This window comes from Micromonospora sp. BQ11, from assembly GCF_052068135.1.
Classification (GTDB): domain Bacteria; phylum Actinomycetota; class Actinomycetes; order Mycobacteriales; family Micromonosporaceae; genus Micromonospora.
Genome location: NZ_JBQHDB010000005.1, coordinates 268,294 through 289,588 on the forward strand (window position 1 = coordinate 268,294; position 21,295 = coordinate 289,588).

Sequence of the window (21,295 nt, forward strand, 5' to 3'; positions counted from 1 at the left end):
CCGCATCGAACGTAGATCCACTCGACGTCATTGAAGTCGAGTCGATCATGCCCATGAAGGCGTGATCACTTGACGTTGCAATGTGAAGGGTGACCGGCGTACCGACCTCAATGGGACGGAACTGCGCTTGACCTGCGTCGGGGTTCGCCGGCGCTTGTCATTGTTGGTGGCCATTGGTTCACCTCAGACGGCCTACGGACGGCATGATCTTGGCTGCCCGCTCCCACGCTAGCCGGCGAACTAGCCCGCCCGTCCTAGCCATCCCGTCGGCCTTCGTCCGCACACCTGTGGAGTGGGTGGGGCCTGCCTGGTCAAGGTGGAGCACCCAGCGGATGAACGACCTTAACCCGCAGGCCCCACCCACTCGGCTCTGCCCGGACGGAGGCCGTCGGATGGCGCCACCATCCCGGAGTGCCCGAGGCCCCGCCGGAGGCGCACGTCTCGGGCCGAGGCTCCCCGTCCAGTGATGCCGCCTGACCGCTCATATCGAGTAGAGGTTCCTCTGTCCACCATGTATCCTGGCCGGCTGCCTACTCGCCATGGAGGCGTCCCATGCCGGAAGAAGAACCGATCCTGCTGCGGTTCATTAATGCGCGGATCAAAGAAGTGGCAGAGGAAGACCACGTCGACATGGAGAGCATATTGGCCGAGGCCACTGCTCTTGCAGACGAGCTTGCGCCCGAACAGTTGTCTAGCATCCGAGCAACGGCGGCCTCCCGCGTGGCGTGGCGACGCAAAACCAGCCATACGGTACGCCGAAAAGTTCAACGCAGGTGCCACCTAGCTATTGATGCGTATGAGTACTTGCTGGCAGTGAGCGAAGAAATGCATGCACGTGCCATCGATAACATGGTACGAACCTGGCGGCAAGACGAGCAGGAGGAAAGCGCCACAGGGCGTGGAGCCGGCGACTCACTGCAGGGCTCAAAGCTTAAGATGTTTATCTTGCTGAGCCTGTTTGCCAGGGCGTGCAAGACGGCGTCTGAGGTCGGGTACTTAGCCTTTGGTGGTTTTCCAGACGGGGCCCTCGCAAGACTTCGCACTCTTTACGAGATAGTAATGATCCACTGCACGCTCGCGATCGCGCCGTACGAGGTGTGCGAACGATATCAGGCATACGCGACCATTGAGCATCTCGCCGATCTGAGAGAGCAGCGCCGCTATCGACAAGCACGCGCGCAAGCCCATGATGAAATCGACGAGGAGATTGCTGCGGCCGAGGCCGACGCCAGAAGTTTATACCTTCGGTACGGCCAAGAGATTCGACGTCCATTTGAGTGGGCAAGGCAAATGATTCCTACCTCATCGGGCCGAATAACGTTCTCCGACCTCGACAGACACGTCTCGGGACACGGCTGGCGTACCATGTACCTCGCGGCAAATCATGGAATTCACGCTGGCCCTTTCGCCACCGTAAACGGGATTGATACAGAGAAACGCTATCTCAATTCAACTAGGCCGTCGATAGACAAGGATGGACTCTTCTTCGCGATAAGGGGGTCGGTCATGCTGATGGAACTTGTTACGGTAACCTTCTGTCGACAGTTCTCACAAGAGACGAAAGACCTCGATGAGTGCCTTTCTAACCGCGCTGTAGAGGACGCTGCGCAAGCGGTGCTCACGGCCATCCTGTCTCACACGGACTAGCGCAAGTCGCTCTCGAAATTCGGCGCCATATGCCGACCGATGTATAGCCCCGCGCTGCTGAGTTAGGCGGCCCGGGGCTTCTTCGTATGTCGCGCCGCCGGCGGGCTGTCACCGTCGCGCTGGCGGCCGAAGGCCAGAGGCGCGGCGGCGGGCCACCGGCCCGTCCCAGGTTCGGCGGCGCGAGCGGCCTGCGAAGCGGGCCGCCTTGATCTCGTACAGAAATATTCTCACAGGCTAAAAGTTGTCCGCCAGAGGCGCAGCCAGCTCAAGCCTTGCCCAAGCCAGCCACTGCTTCAGATCGACGCTGACGGCAGGATGGAAACACTCAGTGCTGCCACCGTTTAGCCTCCCAACTGCTGGCTTGTACGCCCACTTACCAACCGCCTTTTTAATCCCCTGCTCGGCCACCACACAGACGAGAAGCGATTCGTTCTCCACTGAAATCAGACGGCCACCAATGCGCATGTGGCCTTCGAGTCGGTCCACGGTGGTCCCGTGCCGACCAATGCCAAACTTACGAAAGATGGCGCCGTCATGGTCGTCGAATTCGACGACGTAGAGATACGCTTCCGAGCGGGCGAGTTCTTGGTGCCTTTCGATCGAGCCGCGGGAGTAGAAGAATGAAGAGCAGCTTTTGCATCCTCCTTGGCCGCTCCGAATAGAGCCGAGCGTTGGGCTTACCTTCCGACCGCACTTCCCGCAAATACCTTCGATCGGCGTTTTGGTATCCAAGAAGGACCCAACAAGTTCGATATCCGCAGCGGCGAATTCGGCTCGCGCAATGTCCTCTGGCGTTCGTCGCTCCTCGGCCAAGTGGCTGTACATACAGTGCCTACACCCGAACGTTCTCTTTCCGGCCCCTACAGCATTCCTAACCGCTCCAACCCGTATCGCAACTTCATTCCCGCACCGACCGCATCTCGCTCGCGTCAAGGTATTGGCATGGATATAGGAGCCGACCATCTCGAGCCCGATCTCAGAGAGGCTTTCACGCGCTTGATCCTCCGAGAGTCGCGCCGCGCTTCCCACGTGCTTCCGAGCACAGTTAGTGCATCCACGCCCGATTCGAATGCCGGCAAGCCGGGGCCTCACTTGGACACCGCAGGTGACGCAGATAGCCGGAACACCGATTCTCGCGGATACGAAATTGTCGACGAGGCGAAATCCGGCACGCCGGAATGTAAGGGAGATACAACTCTCGCAGATGTCCGTCCCAGAAGCGCGAGGCGCTAGTCCGCAGGACTTACAGGTGGGTCGCCCGAGCGGGTCGCCATGCGCTTTGAAGCGGCGGTAATGCGGCACGCAGAAACCGAAACCCACAACCTTGCCCGCGCAGGAGTCAACCTTGCAAGACGGCGCCACCGGCTTAGCTGGCGGCCCCACACCGCCCTTGGAAATAAGCCGCTGGTAGTGCTTCCCGCAGTAACTGCGGGCTACATGGCTTCCACCGCAGCCCGCGACAGAGCAGATGCCACGACGATGGCCATGCCCAAGCGGATCACCATGCCGCCGCCATCGTTCGTAGTGGTTCGCGCACCAGCCACGCCCGACAACCAGCCGACTGCAGCCCTCTATGCTGCAGGCTTTCCGCCCCGTTGATCTCCGGTCGATGAGAGGGTCGCCATTGGACTTCCAGCGCTGGTAGTGCTTCTTACACCAGCCTCGTGCTGCGAGGCGGCCCCCGCAGCCGTCGACCTGACACGTCCTCGCATCCACGTAAGGAGGCTATCGCTGCGGTACGACGGAACGACTGGCTCCACCATTCGACGGAAGGCCGCCGACGGCAAACGGTCGTAGGATCGGACGGCGGAGGAAGCGATAGCCGAGGCCGTGGGGGGCTGAGAGCCACTTAGGTACAGCGCCCCCCGCCTCGGTCCTGCTCGACGCCGGAGAAAGCGTCAAGGCTCTCTCGGCGTACCTCGGGCACTCCGACCCTGGCTTCACCCTCCGGATCTACACGCACCTGCTGCCAGCCAGCGAGGACCGCACCCGCCGGGCGATCGACCACGCCTTCGCCGACGACCCGCAGACCCCGGACGGCCTGGAGACGGCATGATCATGGAAATCAGGGCCGTTCCGGGTGCTCCACCGCAGGTCACAGCACCTGCGGTCGTCACTTGGCGTTGAAGTAGCTCGCCTCCGGGTGGTGCACGACGATCGCGTCGGTCGCCTGCTCCGGCATGAGCTGGAACTCCTCGGACAGCTGCACGCCGATCCGCTCCGCCCCCAGCAGGTCCACGATCTTCGCGCGGTCCTCCAGGTCCGGGCAGGCCGGGTAACCGAAGGCGTAGCGGCAGCCGCGGTAGTCGGTGCGCAGCAGGCCGGCCAGGTCCGCCGGGTCGTCGTCGGCCACGGTACGGCCGCCGGGCAGGGTCAGCTCGGCGCGGACGCGGCGGTGCCAGTACTCGGCGAGGGCCTCGGTGAGCTGCACGGACAGGCCGTGCACCTCCAGGTAGTCGCGGTACTCGTTGCGGGCGAAGAGCTTCGCGGCGTACTCACTGACCGGCTGGCCGACGGTGACCAGCTGCAACGCGACCACGTCCAGCTCCTCGCCGCGGGGGCGGAAGAAGTCGGCGAGGCAGAGCCGCCGCTCCTGCCGCTGGCGGGGGAACGAGAACCGGGCCCGCTCGGCGTGCCCGTTCTCGTCCAGCACGACCAGGTCGTTGCCCTCGGAGTACGCGGGGAAGTAGCCGTACACGACGGCGGCTTCGAGGACCTTGTCGGCGATGAGCCGGTCCAGCCAGTAGCGCAGTCGCGGGCGGCCCTCGGTCTCCACCAGTTCCTCGTACGACGGGCCGGTGCCACCGCGGGCGCCCCGCAACCCCCACTGCCCGAGGAACGTGGCCCGCTCGTCGAGCAGCGCCGCGTAGTCGGCCAGCGGCACACCCTTGATCACCCGGGTGCCCCAGAACGGCGGGGTCGGGACCTCCACGTCGGCGGCCACGTCGGAGCGCACCGAGGCGTCGTGCAGCTCGGGCAGGGACTCGGTGACCAGTGCCCGCTGCCGCTCGCGGCGTGCCCGGCGGGCGGCCAGGGCCGCCTCCCGCTCGGCGTCGATCACCGGCGCGCCGCCCCGCTTGGCGGTCATCACCCGGTCCATCAGGGACAGACCCTCGAAGGCGTCGCGGGCGTAGTGCACCTGGCCGGGGAACATCGACCGCAGGTCGTCCTCGACGTACGCCCGGGTGAGCGCGGCGCCGCCCAGCAGGACCGGCCAGCGCTCGGCGACCCCGCGCGAGGCCATCTCGGCGAGGTTCTCCTTCATGATGACCGTGCTCTTGACCAGCAGGCCGGACATGCCGATGGCGTCGGCGCGGTGCTGCTCGGCGGCGTCCAGGATGGCGGTGATCGGCTGCTTGATGCCGATGTTCACCACCTCGTAGCCGTTGTTGGACAGGATGATGTCCACCAGGTTCTTGCCGATGTCGTGCACGTCGCCCTTGACGGTGGCGAGCACGATGCGGCCCTTGCCGCCGTCCTCGGCGGTCTCCATGTGCGGCTCCAGGTAGGCCACCGCCGTCTTCATCACCTCGGCGGACTGGAGCACGAACGGCAACTGCATCTGCCCGGAGCCGAACAGCTCGCCGACGACCTTCATCCCGTCCAGCAGGATGTCGTTGATGATCGACAGCGGGGACCGGCCGCCGGCCATCGCCTCGTCCAGGTCGGCTTCCAGGCCGTTGCGCTCGCCGTCGATGATCCGGCGCTTGAGCCGTTCGTCCAGCGGCAGCCCCGCCAGCTCCTGCGCCCGGGTGGCGCGGGCGCTGGTGACGTCGACGCCCTCGAAGAGCTCCAGGAAACGCTGCACCGGGTCGTAGCCCTCGCGGCGCCGGTCGTAGACGAGGTCGAGGGCGACCTCGCGCTGCTCGTCGGGGATCCTCGCCATCGGCAGGATCTTGCTGGCGTGCACGATAGCCGAGGTCAGGCCGGCCTGTACGCACTCGTGCAGGAACACCGAGTTGAGCACCTGCCGGGCGGCCGGGTTGAGGCCGAAGGAGACGTTGGAGATGCCGAGGGTGAAGTTGACACCCGGGTAGCGGGCGGCGATCTCCCGGATCGCCTCGATGGTCTCGATGCCGTCGCGGCGGGTCTCCTCCTGCCCGGTGGCGATCGGGAAGGTCAGCGCGTCGATCAGGATGTCCGAGCGGTCCAGCCCCCACCGCCCGGTCAGGTCGTCGATCAGCCGGGCGGCGACGCGTACCTTCCAGTCCCTGGTGCGGGCCTGACCCTCCTCGTCGATGAGCAGCGCGACCACCGCGGCGCCGTGCTCGGCGACCACCGGCATCACCCGGGCGTACCGGGAGTCCGGGCCGTCGCCGTCCTCGAAGTTCACCGAGTTGACCACGCACCGGCCACCGAGCATCTCCAGCCCGGCCTCGATCACCGCCGGCTCGGTCGAGTCGAGCATGATCGGCAGGGTGGAGGCGGTGGCGAAGCGGGCGGCCAGCTCCCGCATGTCCTGCGTGCCGTCCCGGCCGACGTAGTCGACGCAGAGGTCCAGCAGGTGCGAGCCGTCGCGGGCCTGGCTACGGGCGATCTCCACGCAGGCCTGCCAGTCGGCGGCGAGCATCGCCTCGCGGAACGCCTTCGAGCCGTTGGCGTTGGTCCGCTCCCCCACCATCAGCACCGAGGCGTCCTGGGCGAACGGCACGTGGTGGTAGATCGAGGAGACGCCGGCCTCCTGCCGCGGCTCCCGGGCGACCGGGGTCGCGCCGTGCAGGCGCTCGGTCAGCACCCGGATGTGCTCCGGGGTGGTGCCGCAGCAGCCGCCGACCAGGGACACGCCGTAGTCGGCGATGAACCGCTCCAGCGCGTCGGCCAGCTCCACCGGGGTCAGCGGGAAGTACGCCCCGTCGGCGGTGAGCACCGGCAGCCCCGCGTTCGGCATCACCGACAGCGGCACCCGGGAGTGCTGGGACAGGTAGCGCAGGTGCTCGCTCATCTCCGCCGGCCCGGTGGAGCAGTTCAGCCCGACCAGGTCCACCCCGAGCGGCTCGATCGCGGTCAGCGCCGCGCCGATCTCGCTGCCCAGCAGCATCGTGCCGGTGGTCTCCATCGCCACCTGGCAGATGATCGGCACCGACCGTCCCAGCTCGGCCATCGCCCGCTTGGAGCCGACGACGGCGGCCTTGACCTGGAGCAGGTCCTGCGACGTCTCGATGATCAGCGCGTCGGACCCGCCGGCGATCAGGCCGGCGGCGTTCTCCCGGTAGGCGTCGCGCAGGCTCGCGTACGCGGCGTGCCCGAGCGTGGGCAGCTTGGTGCCCGGACCGATCGAACCGAGCACGAACCGCGGACGCTCCGGCGTGCCGTACGCGTCGGCCGCCTGCCGCGCGATCCGCGCGCCCGCCTCGGACAGCTCCCGGATCCGCCCCGGGATGTCGTACTCGGCGAGGTTGGGCAGGTTGGCGCCGAAGGTGTTCGTCTCGACGCAGTCCGCCCCCGCGGCCAGGTACGCCTCGTGCACGCCGCGCACCACGTCCGGGCGGCTGACGTTGAGGATCTCGCTGCACCCCTCGAGGCCCTCGTAGTCGTCGAGGGTGAGATCGGCGGCGTGCAGCATGGTCCCCATCGCGCCGTCGGCGATCAGGATCCGGTCGGCCAGCGCATCGAGCAAAGAGGTCCGCACGCCCTCAGGCTAGTGCGATCACGTCCCGATCGATCCCCGCCCGCGCCGCTTCCCACATTCTGTCAGGCACATCACGCTGTCCTCGTCCGTCCCGCCGCGGGCCGGTACGGCGTACGACCGGCGCGGCCGGCGGGCCCCGTCCGGCCCCGGCACGTAGGCTGGCGGACGTGAAGGACTACAGCGACACCACCGTGCCCGGCGGACGGACGGGTGGGCACGACCCGGTGCCGTCCGAGGACGAGCAGGCGGAGGTGACGGTGTGAGCGAGCTTGTCGAGCGAACCATCGGGCTCAGCACCGAGGCGCGTCGCGCCGTCGCCGAGCGAAGCGAGGTGACGGCGTGACCGAGTTCGACGGACTGCCGGTGCTGCGGTCTCCCGTGGCCATCGCCGCGTTCGAGGGGTGGAACGACGCCGCCGACGCGTCCACGGCGGCGGTCGAGCACCTGGAGCAGGTGTGGCAGGCCCGGGAGGTCACCGAACTGGACCCGGAGGACTTCTACGACTTCCAGGTCAGCCGGCCGACCATCACCATGGCCGAGGGCGAGACCCGGCGCGTAGAGTGGCCCACCACCCGGTTCATGGTCGCCAGCCCGGAGGGCACCGAGCGGGACGTGGTGCTGATCCGCGGCATCGAGCCGAGCATGCGGTGGCGCACCTTCTGCGAGCAGGTGCTGGAGATCTGCCACAGCCTCGAGGTCGAGCGGGTCGTGCTGCTGGGCGCCCTGCTGGCGGACGTGCCGTACACGCGCCCCCTGCCGATCAGCGGCAGCGCCTCCGACGCGGAGGCCGCGGCGCGTTACCAGCTCACCCCCACCCGCTACGACGGTCCGACCGGCATCGTCGGGGTGCTCCAGGACGCCTGCACCCGCGCCGAGGTCGACGCCGTCTCCTTCTGGGTGCACGTGCCGCACTACGCCAACAACCCGCCCTGCCCCAAGGCCACGCTGGCCCTGCTGCACCGCGTCGAGGAGGTGCTCGACCTGCCGGTGCCGATGGCCGACCTGGCCGAGGAGGCCGCCGAGTGGGAGCAACGGGTGCGCAGCGCCGCCGAGCAGGACGCGGAGCTCGGCGAGTACGTCCGCGAGCTGGAGGAGCGGGTCGGCGACGCGGGTATCACCCCGCTCACCGGGGACGAGATCGCCCAGGAGTTCGAGAAGTACCTGCGCCGTCGGGGCGGGTCCGCCGGTCCCACCGCCGGTTCCTGGTGAGCTGACCGGCCGGCGGCCGGCGGCCGTGGCGGCGAGGGCCCTCCCCGTTGCCCCCCTCCCGGGGCCGACCCTCACCACCGACGACCTCCCCGTCCGCTGATCCGGACCCCCCGCCCAGACCAGCCCGAGCAACAGGCGTTGAGCGACTTCCGCCACCGCTCAACGCCCGTTGCGCGCATACCAGCGAGCATACGCTCACGTTCCGTGTGTGTGTCAACGGGTGTTTCGTGGCCGTCCGCACCTGCGACACTGTCGTTGAGCGGGACCGTCGGAGAGGTGAAGAGCCATGGCTGAGGACCACAGCGCACGCGAGCTGCCACCCCTCGACACGCTCGCCGCCCGGCTGGAGTACCTGTTCGACACCATCCGTCCCACTTCCGACGAACTCACCGAGTCCGACGAGCCGGGACGCCGGTACACCAACCGGGAGATCGCCGACCGGATCAACGCCGTGCAGGACGAGACCGGCGTGTCCATCAGCGCCGCGTACATCGGCGAGCTGCGCCGGGGGGTCGCCAGCGACCCCCGCACCTCCCACGTGCGGGCCCTCGCCCGCGCCTTCGGGGTGAGCTCCGGCTACTTCGTGGACGACGCCGCCGCCCGGCGCATCCAGGACCAGATCGCGCTGCTCGGCGAGCTGCGCCGCATGGACGTCAAACAGGTTGCGCTGCGCCAGGTGCTCGCCGACACGGGACTGTCCCCCACCGACTCGCAGCTCGTCGAGCAGATGGTGGCCCGGCTGCGGGCGCTGGGCCAGGGCGCGACCGGGCCCCGGGACGACCGCCGGTAGCCGTGCTCGTCCTCCGATGGCAGTATGCAGACGAGCGGAGAGGCGCCGAGATGACGCTGCACCGACTACGCAAACGCTGCGAACGGATGGTCGCGAGGCTGGGCGTCCTCGAGCCGTTCGACGTCCACGAGCTGTGCCGGGTCCTCGGTGAACGCCGCGGACGACCGATCCACCTGGTGCCGATCAGCCTCCCCGTGCACACCGTCTGCGGCATGTGCGTCCCCACCGGCGCCTTCGACGCGATCTTCTACGAGCAGGACACCTCACCCCTGCACCAGATGCTGATTATCGGTCACGAGGTGGGCCACCTCCTGGCCGGACACCGACCGGCGGCGGTGCTCGACGCCGACGCCTCCCGGCTGCTGCTGCCCGACCTCGACCCCCGGCTGGTGCAGCGGTTCCTCGGTCGCGGCAACTACGACGCCCAGGAGGAACGCGAGGCGGAGATGATCGGCTCGCTCCTGCTGGGACGGGCCCGCGCCGGGCAGCACGTCGACCAGGACGCCGCACCGCGCGCCGGAGGCCCGGCCGCCCTCTACGACCGGCTGCGGCACTCGCTGGAACACCCGGACCGGTAGCGCGTGGACACCTTCCTCTACGCCCTGTGCGCCGGCGCCGGCTGGATCAGCTTCGGCTACCTGCTCCGGTTGCAGCGGCGGAGCCCGAGCCAGGCCCGCCGCGCGATCTGCGTCGCCTTCGGCGCCTTCGCCACGGGCATCACCCTGGCCGTCCCGCCGCTGGCCGCCGGCCTCGACGCGGCCACCGGCCTGCCGAACCTCGCCAAGGTGCTGTCGCACGGCTGCGCGCTGACGATCGCCGCGAGCGCGGAGCACATGCTGCTGTACCTCGCGCTGCCGGCCGAGCGGGCCGCCGCCCGCGCGCGCCGCTGGGTGTGGATCACCGCGGGCGCGTACGCGGCGATGGTCGCCCTGTTCGTCCACACCCTGACCGGCGACCGCCCGGTACGGCTGACCGTGGAGTACGCCACCGACCCGGCGGTCACGGCGTACCTGCTGATCTTCGTGGTGACGGGCTTCTTCGCGTACTGCGTCGACATCTCGCGGCTCTGCTGGCGGTTCGCGCGCATCTGCGGCCGTCCGTGGCTGCGGCGCGGCCTGCGGACCACCGCCGTCGGCGCCGCCGTGGCCCTGCTCTACAGCACCAACAAGATCCTCTACCTGGTCGCGTACGCTGGCGGACTGCGGCCGGCCGGCGAGCGGGAGATCGCCGCGGTGCTGGTGACCGTGAGCGCCCTGCTGATGATGGCCGGCCTGACCATGCCGGCGTGGGGCCCGGTCCTGCCGCTCACCCGGCGCTGGGACGACCTGCGCGCGTACCACCGCCTCGGTCCACTGTGGCGCGACCTCACCACCCGCCTGCCCGAGCTCGAACTGGACCCGACACTGCGCCGGCCCCTCGGCGCGGTACGGGACATCGACTACGCGCTCACCCGCCGCGTCGCCGAGATCCGCGACGGCCGGCTGGCGCTGCGGCCCCATGTGGACGCCCGGGTGGCCGCGGTCGCCGAGCGACTGGCCGACCGCGCCGGCCTCACCGGCGACGAACGACTCGCCGCGGTCGAGGCCGCCCAGCTGTCGGCCGGGCTGCGCGCCCACCGTGCCGGGGTGGTCGCCGCCGTCCCGCAGGCGGCCGACGAACTGCACCGACCGGGCCACGGCTACGCTGGCGAGATCGCCTGGCTCACCCGCGTCGCCGACGCGTACCGCCGGTGCCCGGTGGTCGCCGGCACCCTCGACGCGACCGCGCACCTGACCGCGACGACCGCCCGGACCGACACCGTTGGAGACACCCACCGATGAAGGACCGTCACGTCCACCTCGCCCGGATCCGCACGCTCGACCCCGACCGCGACCACCTGGCCATCTACCAGACCATGCTGCGGTACGAGTTCCCGTGGGACATGAAGCTGGGTCTCAACCTCGCCTTCAACCGCTCGTTCTCGATCCCGCGGGTCGCGGCGGTCCACACGGCCACCGGCGAGCTGACCGACCGCACCCAGAAGCGCATCGACGACACCGGCGTGCTGATGTACGAGATGGTCCTCAACGGATTCGACCAGCCGCGCGGACGGGACGCCCTGCGCCGCGTCAACCAGATCCACCGCCCGTACGACATCCCCAACGACGATTACCTCTACGTCCTGGGCTGCCTGGTGGTGGTCCCGACCCGCTGGCTGGAGCGCTACGGCTGGCGCCGTCCGTGCTGCCACGAACGGCGGGCCACCTGGCGGTTCTACCGGGAACTGGGCGTACGGATGGGGATCACCGACATTCCCGGCTCCTACGAGGAGTTCGCGGCGTGGTTCGACGCGTACGACCGGGAGCACCTGCGGCCCAGCACCGACGCCACCGCCATCGAACGAGCCACCCGCATGCTGATGCTGACCCGGATCCCCGCCCCGCTCGCGCCACTGGGCAACGCACTCGTCAGCGCCATGTACGACGCGCGTCTGCGGGCGGCGACCGGCGTGCCGACACCTCCGTGGCCGGTGCGGGCCGGCCTGCACGCGGGCCTGCGTGCCCGCGCCCACCTGCAACGGTGGTTCGGCCGGCCCCCCGCCGTCCCGCTGTTCGCCGACGGGATCACGACGAGGACCTACCCCGACGGGTACGACATCAGCCGGCTGGGCCCGCAGCCGGCACCCCCGGCCGAGCGGTCGGACGCCTGAGCGACCGGTTCGGCGCTCACACTCTCCCGGTGATCCCGGCTCACGTCCACCGTGGACCTTTTCGGCGTGTCGGTCAGCGCGCGCACACCGTCTACGGCATCCTAGGAACCTAGTTGCGATCGAGGAGGCGGGTATGCAGATCAACCCGGGGGCCGCCGAGTTCCCGCACCGGCAGATCGCCGCGCAGCTCAAGGCCCAGGTTCGGCGCGGCGACTGGGGCCCCGGCGAGCGGCTGCCGTCCATCCCGGCCATCGCCGAGATGTTCGGCGTCGCGAAGCAGACCGTGCAGCGCGCCGTCGACCAGCTGCGGGTCGAGGGCATCCTGATCACCAAGCCCGGCTCCGGTACGTACGTCCGGGGCACCCGACGTCGTCTCAACCGCCTCTCCCGCGGCCGGTACGGCGGTTTCCGCGGCTACCACACCGACCTGGCCGCCCGGTACCGCCAGCAGCTCGTCTCCGTCGGCCGCTCCCCCGCCCCGCCCGAGGTGGCCGACGTGTTCGGGGTTCCCGACGGCACCGAGCTGCTCTGCCGGCGCCACCTCGTCCGCACCGAGGACTCCCCGGTCGAGGTGGGCGCCTCCTGGTTCCTGCCGGCCGACACCGCCGGCACCTCCCTGGAGCGGGCCGAGGCGTTCGGCCGGCCGCTCTACCAGGAGGCCGAGGAGGCGACCGGGCGGCGGTACGTCTCGGCCACCGACACGATCAGCGCCCGCCAGCCCAGCCGGGAGGAGGCGGAGATCCTCCAGATCCGCCCCGACACGCCCGTGCTGCACCTGCTGCACGTCGCGTACGACGGGCACCACAAGCCGATCGAGGTCGCCCAGGCCACCTGGCCCGGCCCCGTCACCACGTTGACCGAGGAGTACCGGATCCCCGCCCCGGCGGAGGAACCGGACCCGGACCCCGGACTCGTCCTGGGCTGACCGCCATCCCCGCCATCCCCGGCGAGCAGTTTCGCGGAAAGAGTGGCCATCGGCACGGGAATGGCCACTCTTTCCCCGAAACTGCGACGCGAAGGTGGGGGGCGGGGTGGGGTGGGGGCGCTAGAGGCGGATGCCGAGGAGGGCGTCGACGGTATCGGCGAACAGGCCCGGGGCGTCCCGGTCCGTCCCGGTGCCGGCCAGCGCCGCGTCGGCCCAGGCGTCGGCGAGGGCGATCGCGCCCGGGGTGTCCAGGTCGTCGGCGAGGCGCGCACGTACGCCGGCCAGGACGTCGGCCCCGGACGGCCCGGCGGTCGCGGCGGCGGCCCGCCGCCAACGGCCCAGCCGCTCCTGCGCGGCGACCAGCAGCTCGTCGGTCCAGGTCCGGTCGCTGCGGTAGTGACCGCTGACGAGGGCCAGCCGCACCGCCATCGGGTCGACCCGGTCGGCGCGCAGCCGGGACACGAAGACGAGGTTGCCCCGGGACTTGGACATCTTCTCGCCGTTCAGGCCGATCATGCCGGCGTGTACGTAGTGCTCGGCGAACGGCGCGGCGCCGGTGAGGCGCTCGGCGTGCGCCGCGGAGCACTCGTGGTGCGGGAAGAGCAGGTCGTTGCCGCCGCCCTGCACGTCGATCCGGTCACCGAGCAGGTTCAGCGCGATCGCCGCGCACTCGATGTGCCAGCCCGGGCGGCCGGCGCCCAGCTCCCCGCCCGGCCAGGACGGCTCACCCTGCCGGGCACCCCGCCACAGCAGCGGGTCCAGCGGGTCGCGCTTGCCGGCCCGGTCGGGGTCGCCACCGCGCTCGGGGAAGATCTCCAGCATCTGCTCGCGGGTCAGGTTCGACTCGTAGCCGAACCGGGGCGCGGTGGAGACGTCGAAGTAGATGTCGCCGGTGCCGTCGTCGAGGCGGTACGCGGCACCGTCCTTGAGCAGCAGCAGGACCTTGTCGGCGATCTCCGGGATCGACTCGACCGCGCCGACGTAGTGCGCGGGCGGGATGATCCGCAGCGCCTCCATGTCCTCGCGGAACAGCGCGGTCTCCCGCATGGCCAGGACCTTCCAGTCCTCACCGTCGCGCTCGGCCCGCTCCAGCAGCGGATCGTCGATGTCGGTGACGTTCTGCACGTACCGCACGTCCAGCCCCGCGTCGCGCCACACCCGCTGCACCAGGTCGAAAGTGATCATGGTGGCGGCGTGCCCCAGATGGGTGGCGTCGTACGGGGTGATCCCACAGACGTACATGCTCGCCGCGCCGCCCGGCGTGCTGGGCAGGAGACCCTGCCGTGCCGAGTCGTACAACGCCAGCGGCCCGCCCCGGCCGGGCAGCCGCGGCACCTCGTGCCCCACCCAAGACTCCATGCCTGCCAGCCTAGCCACCGTCGGAACGGCGTCGGGCCGGGCCACGGGTGATCAACGTGACAGACGGCTCACATGGGCGGCCAGGGCATCGCCGGCCAGTCCTGCGGCGGTTGCGGGAACCGGCCGGCGGCCCGCAGCCGGTCGATGCGACCGGTCAGCTCCGCGATCTCGCCGAGGGTCAGGTGCTCGGCCAACTCCTCGCCGAGCGTGCCGGCCACCTGGCCGGCGAGCGCGTCCAGCATCTCCACCGCGTCGTCGGGCAACCGGCGACCGGCCCAGCCCCACAGCACCGTGCGCAGCTTCTCCTCGACGTGGAAACTCACGCCGTGGTCCACGCCGTAGATGCGGTCGTCCGGGCCGACGAGCACGTGGCCGCCCTTGCGGTCGGCGTTGTTGATCACCGCGTCGAGCACCGCGAGACGGGCCAGCCGGGGATCGTCGGCGTGCGCCAGAGCGTACGGGGTGCCGTCGTCGTCACGGGCCGCCGCGACGGGGAACCAGCGCGGTGGCACCGCGTCGGCCGGCACGAACCCGACCAGCGGCTCGGCGTCGGCGGGCTCGTCGATCCAGAGCTGGCACGAGCCGGGGCCGAACGGTCCGTCGCGCAGCACCGTCGGCGGCACCAGGTCCCAGCCGGTGGCCCGGGAGACCAGGTACGCCGCGACCTCCCGGCCGGCGAGGGTGCCGTCCGGGAAGTCCCAGAGCGGACGCTCACCCCGAACGGGCTTGTAGACGCAGCGGGCGGAGACACCGCCCAGCGTCAGGATCCCGCGCAGCGTGGTGTTGGAGGCGTCGACCAGCCGGCCCTCCAGGTCGAGCTGACCGTCGGAGAGCAACCGGAGTGCGGCTGTCCCGTCCTGGCGGGGCTGGAGGCCGGACGAGGTCACCGGTGGTAACCGTTGTGCCGCGGGCAGAGGTGCCCGGCGGGATCCAGCGGTTGGCCGCACAGCGGGCAGGGCGGACGGCCGGCGTTGACCACCCGCTTGGCCCGCTCGATGAACTCGCGGGTCGCCTCGGGGGTCAGCCGCACCCGGAGCCGGTCGAGGTCGTCGTCCGGCTCGACGTCGACGTCGTCGTCCTCGTCCTCGTCGTCGTCGTCCGGCTCGCCGAGCTCGACCTCGGTCTCCGCCTCGCCGGTGGCGATCGCCTCGATCACCACGGTCGCGGTGTCCACGTCGAAGGCCAACCCGAGCGTGCCGACCCGGAACTCCTCGTCGACGGGCGTGTCCAGGGGGTCGTTGTCTCCGACGGTGGTCACCGGCTCGGGCAGTTGCACACCGAACCGGCGCTGCGCCTCGGAGAGCAGCTCCTCCAGCTTCTCCGCCAGCAGCGACACCTGGACCTTCTCCAGCGCGACGCTGACCAGCCGGCCTCCGCCGCGCGCTTGGAGGAAGAACGTGCGATCCCCCGGCGGCCCGACGGTCCCGGCGACGAACCGCTCCGGCGGCTCGAAGGCGTGCACCTGGTGGGTCATACCCACGACCCTATCCGGCGCCCGGAGCGATCGCGCACCCCACCGACCTGAATCACCACCGGGCCGCCGCGCCCGGCGTACGGGTGACGGTTCCCGGGCGTGGCGGGGTGGGTGACCGGCACCGCGGCACCCGGTCCCGCGGTCATCGCGCCGCTCCCGCGCCGCCGCCGACGGCGGCGTCGGAGTCGGCCGCCGCCGGTCGGGCCGCGCGCCGTCGCCGCTTGCGCTGCGGCGGCACCAGCCCGGCGAGGTCGCCGCCCACGTCGTTCAGCCGGACCAGGAAGGGACGCAGTGGCGTGTACCGGATCGCCGTGACCGACGCCGGGTCGGCGACGATGCGCTGGAAGAGATCGAGATGTACGCCGAGCGCGTCCGCCACGATGGCCTTGATCACATCGCCGTGGCTGCACGCCAGCCACACCGCCTCGGGCCCGTGCTCGGCGGTGACCCGCGCGTCCCAGGACCGGACCGCCGCCACGGCCCGGGCCGCCATCGTGGCCATCGCCTCCCCCTCCGGGAAGACCACCGCGCTGGGGTGCTGCTGCACCACGGGCCACAGCGGTTCCTTGGCGAGCTTCTTCAGCGGCTGCCCCTCCCAGGAGCCGTACCCGCACTCGATCAGCCCCTCCTCGACGACCGGGGCGACCTGGGGCAACGCCAGCTCCAGGGTCTGCCGGCAGCGGATCAGCGGGCTGGTCACCACCGCCGCGAGGGGAAGCCCCCGTAGCCGCTCGCCGACCGCGGCGGCCTGGGCGCGACCCGTGTCGTCCAGCTCGACGGGTTGCCGGCCGGCGAGCCCGCCGTCCGCGTTCGCGGTCGTCCGGCCGTGTCGCAGGAGCAGAAGGGTCGCCACAGACCCACCCTAGATCCTTCCCGCGCCGACCGGATCAGGTGGCGCTGATGGTTCCGGTCATCAGGAGGGCGAGGACCAGGGTGCCCAGGGCCACCCGGTACAGCACGAAGACGTACAGGGTGTGGTGGGCGACGTAGCGCAGCAGCCAGGCGATGGCCGCGTACCCGACGGCGAATGCGATGGCCGTGGCGACCACCATCTGGGCGACGCTCGGCACCGACGTGCCCTCGGCGGCCGGGGTGAAGACGTCCTCCAGGCTGAAGATCCCGGACATCACCACCGCCGGGATGGCCAGCAGGAACGAGTAGCGGGCGGCCGTCTCCCGGGTCAGGTTGAGCAGCAGGCCGGCGGTGAGCGTGCCGCCGGAGCGGGACACCCCCGGGATCAGCGCCATCGCCTGGGCGAAGCCCATCACCACGCCGTCGCGCATCCGGAAGTTCTCCAGGGTGCGCGTCTGCCGCCCCCAGTACTCGGCGAACGCGAGCACGAACGCGAAGACGATCAGGGTGGTGGCCACCAGCCACAGGTTCCGGCCGGCGGTACGGATCTGGTCCTTGAAGAGGAAGCCGAACAGCCCGATCGGGATCGAGCCGATGATCACGTACCAGGCCATCCGGTAGTCGAGGCTGGACCGCACCGAGCTGTCCCAGATCCCGACGACCCAGGTCCGGGTGATCCGCCAGATGTCCTTGGCGAAGTAGATCAGCACCGCCGCCTCGGTGCCCAGCTGGGTGACGGCGGTGAACGACGCACCGGCGTCCCGGTCGAAGAAGATCGCCGAGGTGATGCGCAGGTGTCCCGACGAGCTGACCGGCAGGAACTCGGTGAGCCCCTGGACGATCCCCAGGACGATGGCCTCGACCCAGGTCACTCGCCGACTCCCGAGAGGTCCAGCGCCTCGGCGACGGTACGCAGGGTCTGCACGCCGCTGTCCCGGTCCGCCGCGAACAGCGTCACCGACAGCGTGGTGACACCGGCGGCGGCGTACTCCCGCATCCGCTCGGCGATGCGCTCCTTCGGGCCGAGCAGCGAGGTGCGGTCGATGAACTCCATCGGGACCGCGGCGGCGGCGTCACGCTGCCGCTTGGCCAGGTACAGGTCCTGCACCTCGCGGGCCGCGTCGCCGTAGCCCATCCGGGTGGCGAGCTGGTTGTAGAAGTTCTGCTGGCGGCTGCCCATGCCGCCGACGTAGAGCGCGGCGTACCAGCGGACCAGCTCGGCGCAGGTGGCGACGTCGTCGCCGACGACGACCGGGACCGACGGAACCACGTCGAAGCCGGCCAGCTCCTTGCCGGCCTTCGCCCGACCGGCCCGCACCGCGGCGAGCTGCTCGTCGGCGAACTCGGGCGCGTAGAAGACGGCCAGCCAGCCGTCGGCGATCTCGCCGGCCAGCTCCAGGTTCTTCGGGCCGACCGCGGCCAGGTAGATCGGGATCTCCTCGCGCGGCGGGTGGAAGCCCAGCCGCAGCGCCTTGCCGGGGCCGTCGGGCAGCGGCAGCGTGTAGAACTCGCCGTCGTAGGCGACCTCCTTGCGCGCCACGGCCATCTTCACGATGTCCACGAACTCCCGGGTCCGCGCCAGCGGCTTGCCGAACCGTACGCCGTGCCAGCCCTCGGAGACCTGCGGGCCGGACACGCCGAGGCCCAGGCGGAACCGGCCGCCGGAGAGCGCGTCGATGGTCGCCGCGGTCATCGCGGTCATCGCCGGGGTCCGGGCGGGGATCTGCATCACGGCGCTGCCCAGGTCGATCCGGGACGTCTGGCCGGCCATCCAGGCGAGCATGCTGGGCGAGTCGGAGCCGTACGCCTCCGCCGCCCAGACCACCGAGTAGCCGAGGCGGTCCGCCTCCTGCGCCAGCGCCAGGTGATCGGCCGGCGTGCTCCACGCTGTCTGGTATCCGAGGCTGAGCCCGAGTCGCACTAGTCCTCCCCCATCCGCACCACAGGTCGCACCAGGTTACGCAATACCGTTGGCGGAGCCGATCACCGGCTCACCGATTCGGACGGGGCACGGACGCCCGGCGACCCGGGCACGCGGATCGGCGCGTCGGGGAGCAGACTCGACAGGAGCGAGGATATCGGTGCGCGCCCGTTCGAAATAAGGTTCACCCATGCAACAGCGACCGCTCGGCCGAAGCGGGCTGGCGGTTTCGCGGCTCGCGCTCGGCACCATGACCTGGGGCCGGGACACCGATGCCGACGATGCGGCCGCCCAGCTCAAGAGTTACCTCGACGCGGGCGGCAACCTGATCGACACCGCCGACGTGTACGGCGACGGTGACGCCGAGTCGGTGATCGGGTCGCTGCTCGGCTCCCTGGTGCCCCGGGACGACCTGTTGATCGCCACCAAGGCGGGCCTGCGACCCGGCAACGGTCGGCGCCGGGACAACTCCCGGGGGCACCTGCTGCGCACCCTGGACGCCTCGCTGCGCCGTCTCGGCACCGACCACGTCGACCTGTTCCAGGTGCACGGGTACGACCCGGACACCCCGCTGGAGGAGACGCTGGCGGCGCTGGACCACGCGGTGAGCAGCGGGCGGGTCCGCTACGTCGGTGTGTCGAACTTCTCCGGCTGGCAGACCGCCCGGGCCGCCGCCTGGCAGGCCGCCTGGCCGGGGCGGGCGCCGGTGGTGGCCGTGCAGGTGGAGTACTCGCTGCTGGAGCGGGGCGTGGAGCGCGAGGTGCTGCCCGCCTCCGAGGCGCTGGGCCTGGGCGTGCTGCCCTGGTCGCCGCTGGGTCGCGGGGTGCTCACCGGCAAGTACCGCCACGGCCGGCCCGCCGACTCACGGGCCGCCTCCCCGCACTTCGAGCGGTTCGTCGCCACGTACCTGGAGCCGCGCTGCTCCAGCATCGTGGAGGCGGTCGCCACCGCTGCGGGTGGCCTCGGGGTCTCGCCGCTGGAGGTGGCGCTGGCCTGGATCCGCGACCGGCCGGGAGTGGTGGCGCCGATCCTGGGTGCCCGGACGGTCGGCCAGCTGCTCGGCGCGCTCCAGGTGGAGCGGATCACCCTGCCGGAGGAGATCGTCACCGCCCTCGACGACGTGTCCGCCGTGCCGGTCGGCTACCCGGAGCGCGACGGCTGACCGTGGCGGGTGCGGTGCCGCGTCCCGGCCACCGCGCCGGGCCCCGGGGACGCCGCGCGAGCGGCGCGGGTCACCCGGCGGGGGGTGGCGGTGGACCGTCGGGCTGGGCAGCATAGGAGCCATGGACTACGAGTACGCGCCGCTGCGGTTGCCGCCGAACGTCGATCGGGTGACCGCCGCGGTGCAGCTGGCGATCCAGGCGGAGTTCTCCGGATGGGAGTTGGCCCGGGTGCGGCTGTTCCGGGACGGTACGCGGCAGGTGATGTTGCGCCGTCGACGGGTCAACCAGCCGCAGCCGGGCCTGTCGTACTGATCGGGCACCCGCCGGTGAGGATCTGCTGGTAGAGGGTGCGCACCGCTGGACCGGGTGGTACGCCCAGTTCCCGGCCGAGCAGATCGTGCAGGCGCCGGTAGGTGAGCAACGCCTCGGGGCGCCGGCCGCTCTGGTCCAGGGCGACCATCAGCTGTCCCCACAGGCGTTCGCGCAGCGGGTACTGCCTGGTGGCGGCGGCCAGCTCGACGGTGAGACCGGCGTAGTGGCCCAGCGCGAGCCGTGCCTGCGTATGGTCCTCGATCGAGGCCAGGCGGGTCTCCTCCAGCCGGGCGGCGGTGGGCGCCAGCCAGTCGTGACGGTCGAGGCAGGCCAGCACCGGCCCGCGCCACAGCGCGAGGGCCCGCGTGAGGTGGTCGACCGCCTCCGCCGGCCGCTCGGCGACCAGGGCGGTGCGTCCCTGCCGGGCCAGCCGCTCGAACAGGACCGCGTCGCTCTCGTCGGGGCACAGGTCCAGCCGGTACCCGTGGCGGACCCGCTCCGGTCGGGCTCCGGCCCGTGCCGCAGCGCCGCCGAGGAGCCGGCGCAGGCCGGAGACGTAGGTGTGCAGGTTCGCCCGCGCCGAGGGGGGCGGGTGCTCACCCCACAGGCTGTCCATGATCTCGCCGGGACTCACCACGTTGCCGGCGCGGGTCAGCAGCAGCGCCAGCAGTTCCCGTTGCTTGCGTCGCACCGGCACGGCCCGCTGGTCCGCCGGACCGCCGACCTCCAGCGGTCCGAGCACCCAGATCCGGGGCACCGGCGCGCCTGCCGCGTGTGTGGGGTGGGGCTGAGGCGCTAGGGTGGGAGCGTTATCGGAGGAGGTCACCCGACGATGGCCGATCCGCCGGACCGGTTCCGTGGCTCCACCCTCGCGGATCGGCTCAACCACCTGTTCGAGGTGGTGCGGCCGGCCGGCCGGGACCGGCCCTACAGCAACCCCGAGGTCGCCCGGGCGGTCAGCGCCCGGGGCGAGGTGCAGATCTCCGCGCAGTACCTGTGGGCGTTGCGCAACGGCAGCCGTGACAACCCGACGGTGAAGCAGATCGACGCGCTCGCCGCCTTCTTCGGCGTGCCGCCCGCGTACTTCCTGTCCGACGAGCGGGCCGCGGACATCGACGAACAACTGGCGCTGCTCGCCGCCGTGCGCGACGCCGACGTCCGGGAGATCATGCGCCGGAGCAGCACCCTGTCCGGGCCGGACCGGCTGGCGGTCCTGCGCATCATCAAGAGCCTGACCGGGGATCCACCGCGGTAGAAGCATCTACTGACAGTAGATGCGCGCGACATTTTCATCTACCTCTGGTAGACGAACAGTAGGTAGCATG

19 protein-coding genes are annotated in these 21,295 nt (G+C 70.7%); 10 read left to right on the forward strand and 9 right to left on the reverse strand.

Annotated elements, in window-relative coordinates; genetic code table 11:
* Positions 1–552: 552 nt before the first annotated feature.
* The gene (locus ACTMSW_RS13345) at positions 553–1,647 is read left to right on the forward strand and encodes a DUF5677 domain-containing protein (protein ID WP_441180899.1); all 1,095 of its coding nucleotides are present in this window, start codon (positions 553–555) and stop codon (positions 1,645–1,647) included.
* A 234-nt stretch (positions 1,648–1,881) separates the two neighbouring features.
* On the opposite strand, the gene ACTMSW_RS13350 is transcribed toward ACTMSW_RS13345, so the two are convergent.
* Complete coding sequence (locus tag ACTMSW_RS13350) at positions 1,882–2,460, reverse strand: hypothetical protein (protein ID WP_441180900.1); 579 nt, start codon at positions 2,458–2,460, stop codon at positions 1,882–1,884.
* Positions 2,461–3,760: 1,300 nt separating this feature from the next.
* Positions 3,761–7,276 (reverse strand): methionine synthase, encoded by a 3,516-nt coding sequence (metH, locus tag ACTMSW_RS13355; protein WP_441180901.1) that lies wholly within the window; start codon positions 7,274–7,276, stop codon positions 3,761–3,763.
* A gap of 339 nt (positions 7,277–7,615) precedes the next feature.
* On the opposite strand from metH, the gene ACTMSW_RS13360 reads away from it, so the two are divergent.
* The 6 genes from ACTMSW_RS13360 (at position 7,616) to ACTMSW_RS13385 (ending at position 12,889) form a co-directional block, all read left to right on the forward strand.
* Positions 7,616–8,485 (forward strand): PAC2 family protein, encoded by an 870-nt coding sequence (locus ACTMSW_RS13360; RefSeq protein ID WP_441180902.1) that lies wholly within the window; start codon positions 7,616–7,618, stop codon positions 8,483–8,485.
* Positions 8,486–8,771: 286 nt separating this feature from the next.
* Complete coding sequence (locus ACTMSW_RS13365; RefSeq protein WP_441180903.1) at positions 8,772–9,275, forward strand: hypothetical protein; 504 nt, start codon at positions 8,772–8,774, stop codon at positions 9,273–9,275.
* Between the two features lie 86 nt (positions 9,276–9,361).
* On the forward strand, positions 9,362–9,853 hold the full coding sequence (locus ACTMSW_RS13370) for a hypothetical protein (protein WP_441180904.1): 492 nt from the start codon (positions 9,362–9,364) through the stop codon (positions 9,851–9,853).
* 3 nt (positions 9,854–9,856) lie between these two features.
* Positions 9,857–11,095, forward strand: a complete 1,239-nt coding sequence (locus ACTMSW_RS13375; protein ID WP_441180905.1) for an MAB_1171c family putative transporter — start codon at positions 9,857–9,859, stop codon at positions 11,093–11,095.
* Complete coding sequence (locus ACTMSW_RS13380; RefSeq protein WP_441180906.1) at positions 11,092–11,964, forward strand: oxygenase MpaB family protein; 873 nt, start codon at positions 11,092–11,094, stop codon at positions 11,962–11,964. Before ACTMSW_RS13375 ends, ACTMSW_RS13380 begins: the two co-directional genes overlap by 4 nt.
* A 133-nt stretch (positions 11,965–12,097) precedes the next feature.
* Positions 12,098–12,889, forward strand: a complete 792-nt coding sequence (locus tag ACTMSW_RS13385; RefSeq protein ID WP_441180907.1) for a GntR family transcriptional regulator — start codon at positions 12,098–12,100, stop codon at positions 12,887–12,889.
* Between the two features lie 120 nt (positions 12,890–13,009).
* Here ACTMSW_RS13385 and mshC read toward each other — a convergent pair whose 3' ends face one another.
* The 6 genes from mshC to ACTMSW_RS13415 form a co-directional block, all read right to left on the reverse strand.
* A complete protein-coding gene (gene mshC / locus ACTMSW_RS13390; RefSeq protein ID WP_441180908.1) occupies positions 13,010–14,248 on the reverse strand; it encodes a cysteine--1-D-myo-inosityl 2-amino-2-deoxy-alpha-D-glucopyranoside ligase in 1,239 nt (412 codons plus the stop codon).
* A gap of 68 nt (positions 14,249–14,316) precedes the next feature.
* Positions 14,317–15,135: an SCO1664 family protein gene (locus ACTMSW_RS13395; RefSeq protein WP_441180909.1), complete on the reverse strand. Its 819-nt coding sequence runs from the start codon at positions 15,133–15,135 to the stop codon at positions 14,317–14,319.
* Positions 15,132–15,722: a DUF3090 domain-containing protein gene (locus tag ACTMSW_RS13400; RefSeq protein ID WP_441180910.1), complete on the reverse strand. Its 591-nt coding sequence runs from the start codon at positions 15,720–15,722 to the stop codon at positions 15,132–15,134. Before ACTMSW_RS13400 ends, ACTMSW_RS13395 begins: the two co-directional genes overlap by 4 nt.
* 142 nt (positions 15,723–15,864) lie before the next feature.
* A complete protein-coding gene (locus ACTMSW_RS13405; protein WP_441180911.1) occupies positions 15,865–16,575 on the reverse strand; it encodes a histidine phosphatase family protein in 711 nt (236 codons plus the stop codon).
* A 34-nt stretch (positions 16,576–16,609) separates the two neighbouring features.
* Positions 16,610–17,446 (reverse strand): undecaprenyl-diphosphate phosphatase, encoded by an 837-nt coding sequence (locus ACTMSW_RS13410; protein WP_441180912.1) that lies wholly within the window; start codon positions 17,444–17,446, stop codon positions 16,610–16,612.
* Positions 17,443–18,495 (reverse strand): LLM class F420-dependent oxidoreductase, encoded by a 1,053-nt coding sequence (locus ACTMSW_RS13415; RefSeq protein ID WP_441180913.1) that lies wholly within the window; start codon positions 18,493–18,495, stop codon positions 17,443–17,445. The genes ACTMSW_RS13410 and ACTMSW_RS13415 overlap by 4 nt, the downstream gene beginning before the upstream one ends.
* Positions 18,496–18,685: 190 nt before the next feature.
* Here ACTMSW_RS13415 and ACTMSW_RS13420 point away from each other — a divergent pair, with 190 nt between their 5' ends.
* Together ACTMSW_RS13420 and ACTMSW_RS13425 are read left to right on the forward strand one after the other, a co-directional pair.
* On the forward strand, positions 18,686–19,657 hold the full coding sequence (locus tag ACTMSW_RS13420) for an aldo/keto reductase (protein WP_441180914.1): 972 nt from the start codon (positions 18,686–18,688) through the stop codon (positions 19,655–19,657).
* Between the two features lie 121 nt (positions 19,658–19,778).
* Complete coding sequence (locus ACTMSW_RS13425) at positions 19,779–19,970, forward strand: DUF5703 family protein (protein ID WP_357037061.1); 192 nt, start codon at positions 19,779–19,781, stop codon at positions 19,968–19,970.
* Here ACTMSW_RS13425 and ACTMSW_RS13430 read toward each other — a convergent pair.
* Positions 19,939–20,727 carry an AfsR/SARP family transcriptional regulator gene (locus tag ACTMSW_RS13430; protein ID WP_441180915.1) on the reverse strand — a complete coding sequence of 263 codons (789 nt, stop codon included), beginning with the start codon at positions 20,725–20,727 and terminating at the stop codon, positions 19,939–19,941. The two genes, ACTMSW_RS13425 and ACTMSW_RS13430, sit on opposite strands and share 32 nt — an antisense overlap.
* A 75-nt stretch (positions 20,728–20,802) precedes the next feature.
* Between ACTMSW_RS13430 and ACTMSW_RS13435 the strand changes: the two genes are divergently transcribed.
* A complete protein-coding gene (locus tag ACTMSW_RS13435; RefSeq protein ID WP_441180916.1) occupies positions 20,803–21,225 on the forward strand; it encodes an XRE family transcriptional regulator in 423 nt (140 codons plus the stop codon).
* The last annotated feature ends 70 nt before the right edge of the window (positions 21,226–21,295 follow it).

Excerpts from the sequence above, each read along its gene's own strand:
- ACTMSW_RS13345 (WP_441180899.1), top strand. The coding sequence starts at position 553 with ATGCCGGAAGAAGAACCGATCCTGCTGCGGTTCATTAATGCGCGGATC.
- ACTMSW_RS13365 (WP_441180903.1), top strand. The coding sequence starts at position 8,772 with ATGGCTGAGGACCACAGCGCACGCGAGCTGCCACCCCTCGACACGCTC.
- ACTMSW_RS13370 (WP_441180904.1), top strand. The coding sequence starts at position 9,362 with ATGGTCGCGAGGCTGGGCGTCCTCGAGCCGTTCGACGTCCACGAGCTG.
- ACTMSW_RS13380 (WP_441180906.1), top strand. The coding sequence starts at position 11,092 with ATGAAGGACCGTCACGTCCACCTCGCCCGGATCCGCACGCTCGACCCC.
- ACTMSW_RS13385 (WP_441180907.1), top strand. The coding sequence starts at position 12,098 with ATGCAGATCAACCCGGGGGCCGCCGAGTTCCCGCACCGGCAGATCGCC.
- mshC (WP_441180908.1), bottom strand. The coding sequence starts at position 14,248 with ATGGAGTCTTGGGTGGGGCACGAGGTGCCGCGGCTGCCCGGCCGGGGC.
- ACTMSW_RS13400 (WP_441180910.1), bottom strand. The coding sequence starts at position 15,722 with ATGACCCACCAGGTGCACGCCTTCGAGCCGCCGGAGCGGTTCGTCGCC.
- ACTMSW_RS13420 (WP_441180914.1), top strand. The coding sequence starts at position 18,686 with ATGCAACAGCGACCGCTCGGCCGAAGCGGGCTGGCGGTTTCGCGGCTC.
- ACTMSW_RS13425 (WP_357037061.1), top strand. The coding sequence starts at position 19,779 with ATGGACTACGAGTACGCGCCGCTGCGGTTGCCGCCGAACGTCGATCGG.
- ACTMSW_RS13435 (WP_441180916.1), top strand. The coding sequence starts at position 20,803 with ATGGCCGATCCGCCGGACCGGTTCCGTGGCTCCACCCTCGCGGATCGG.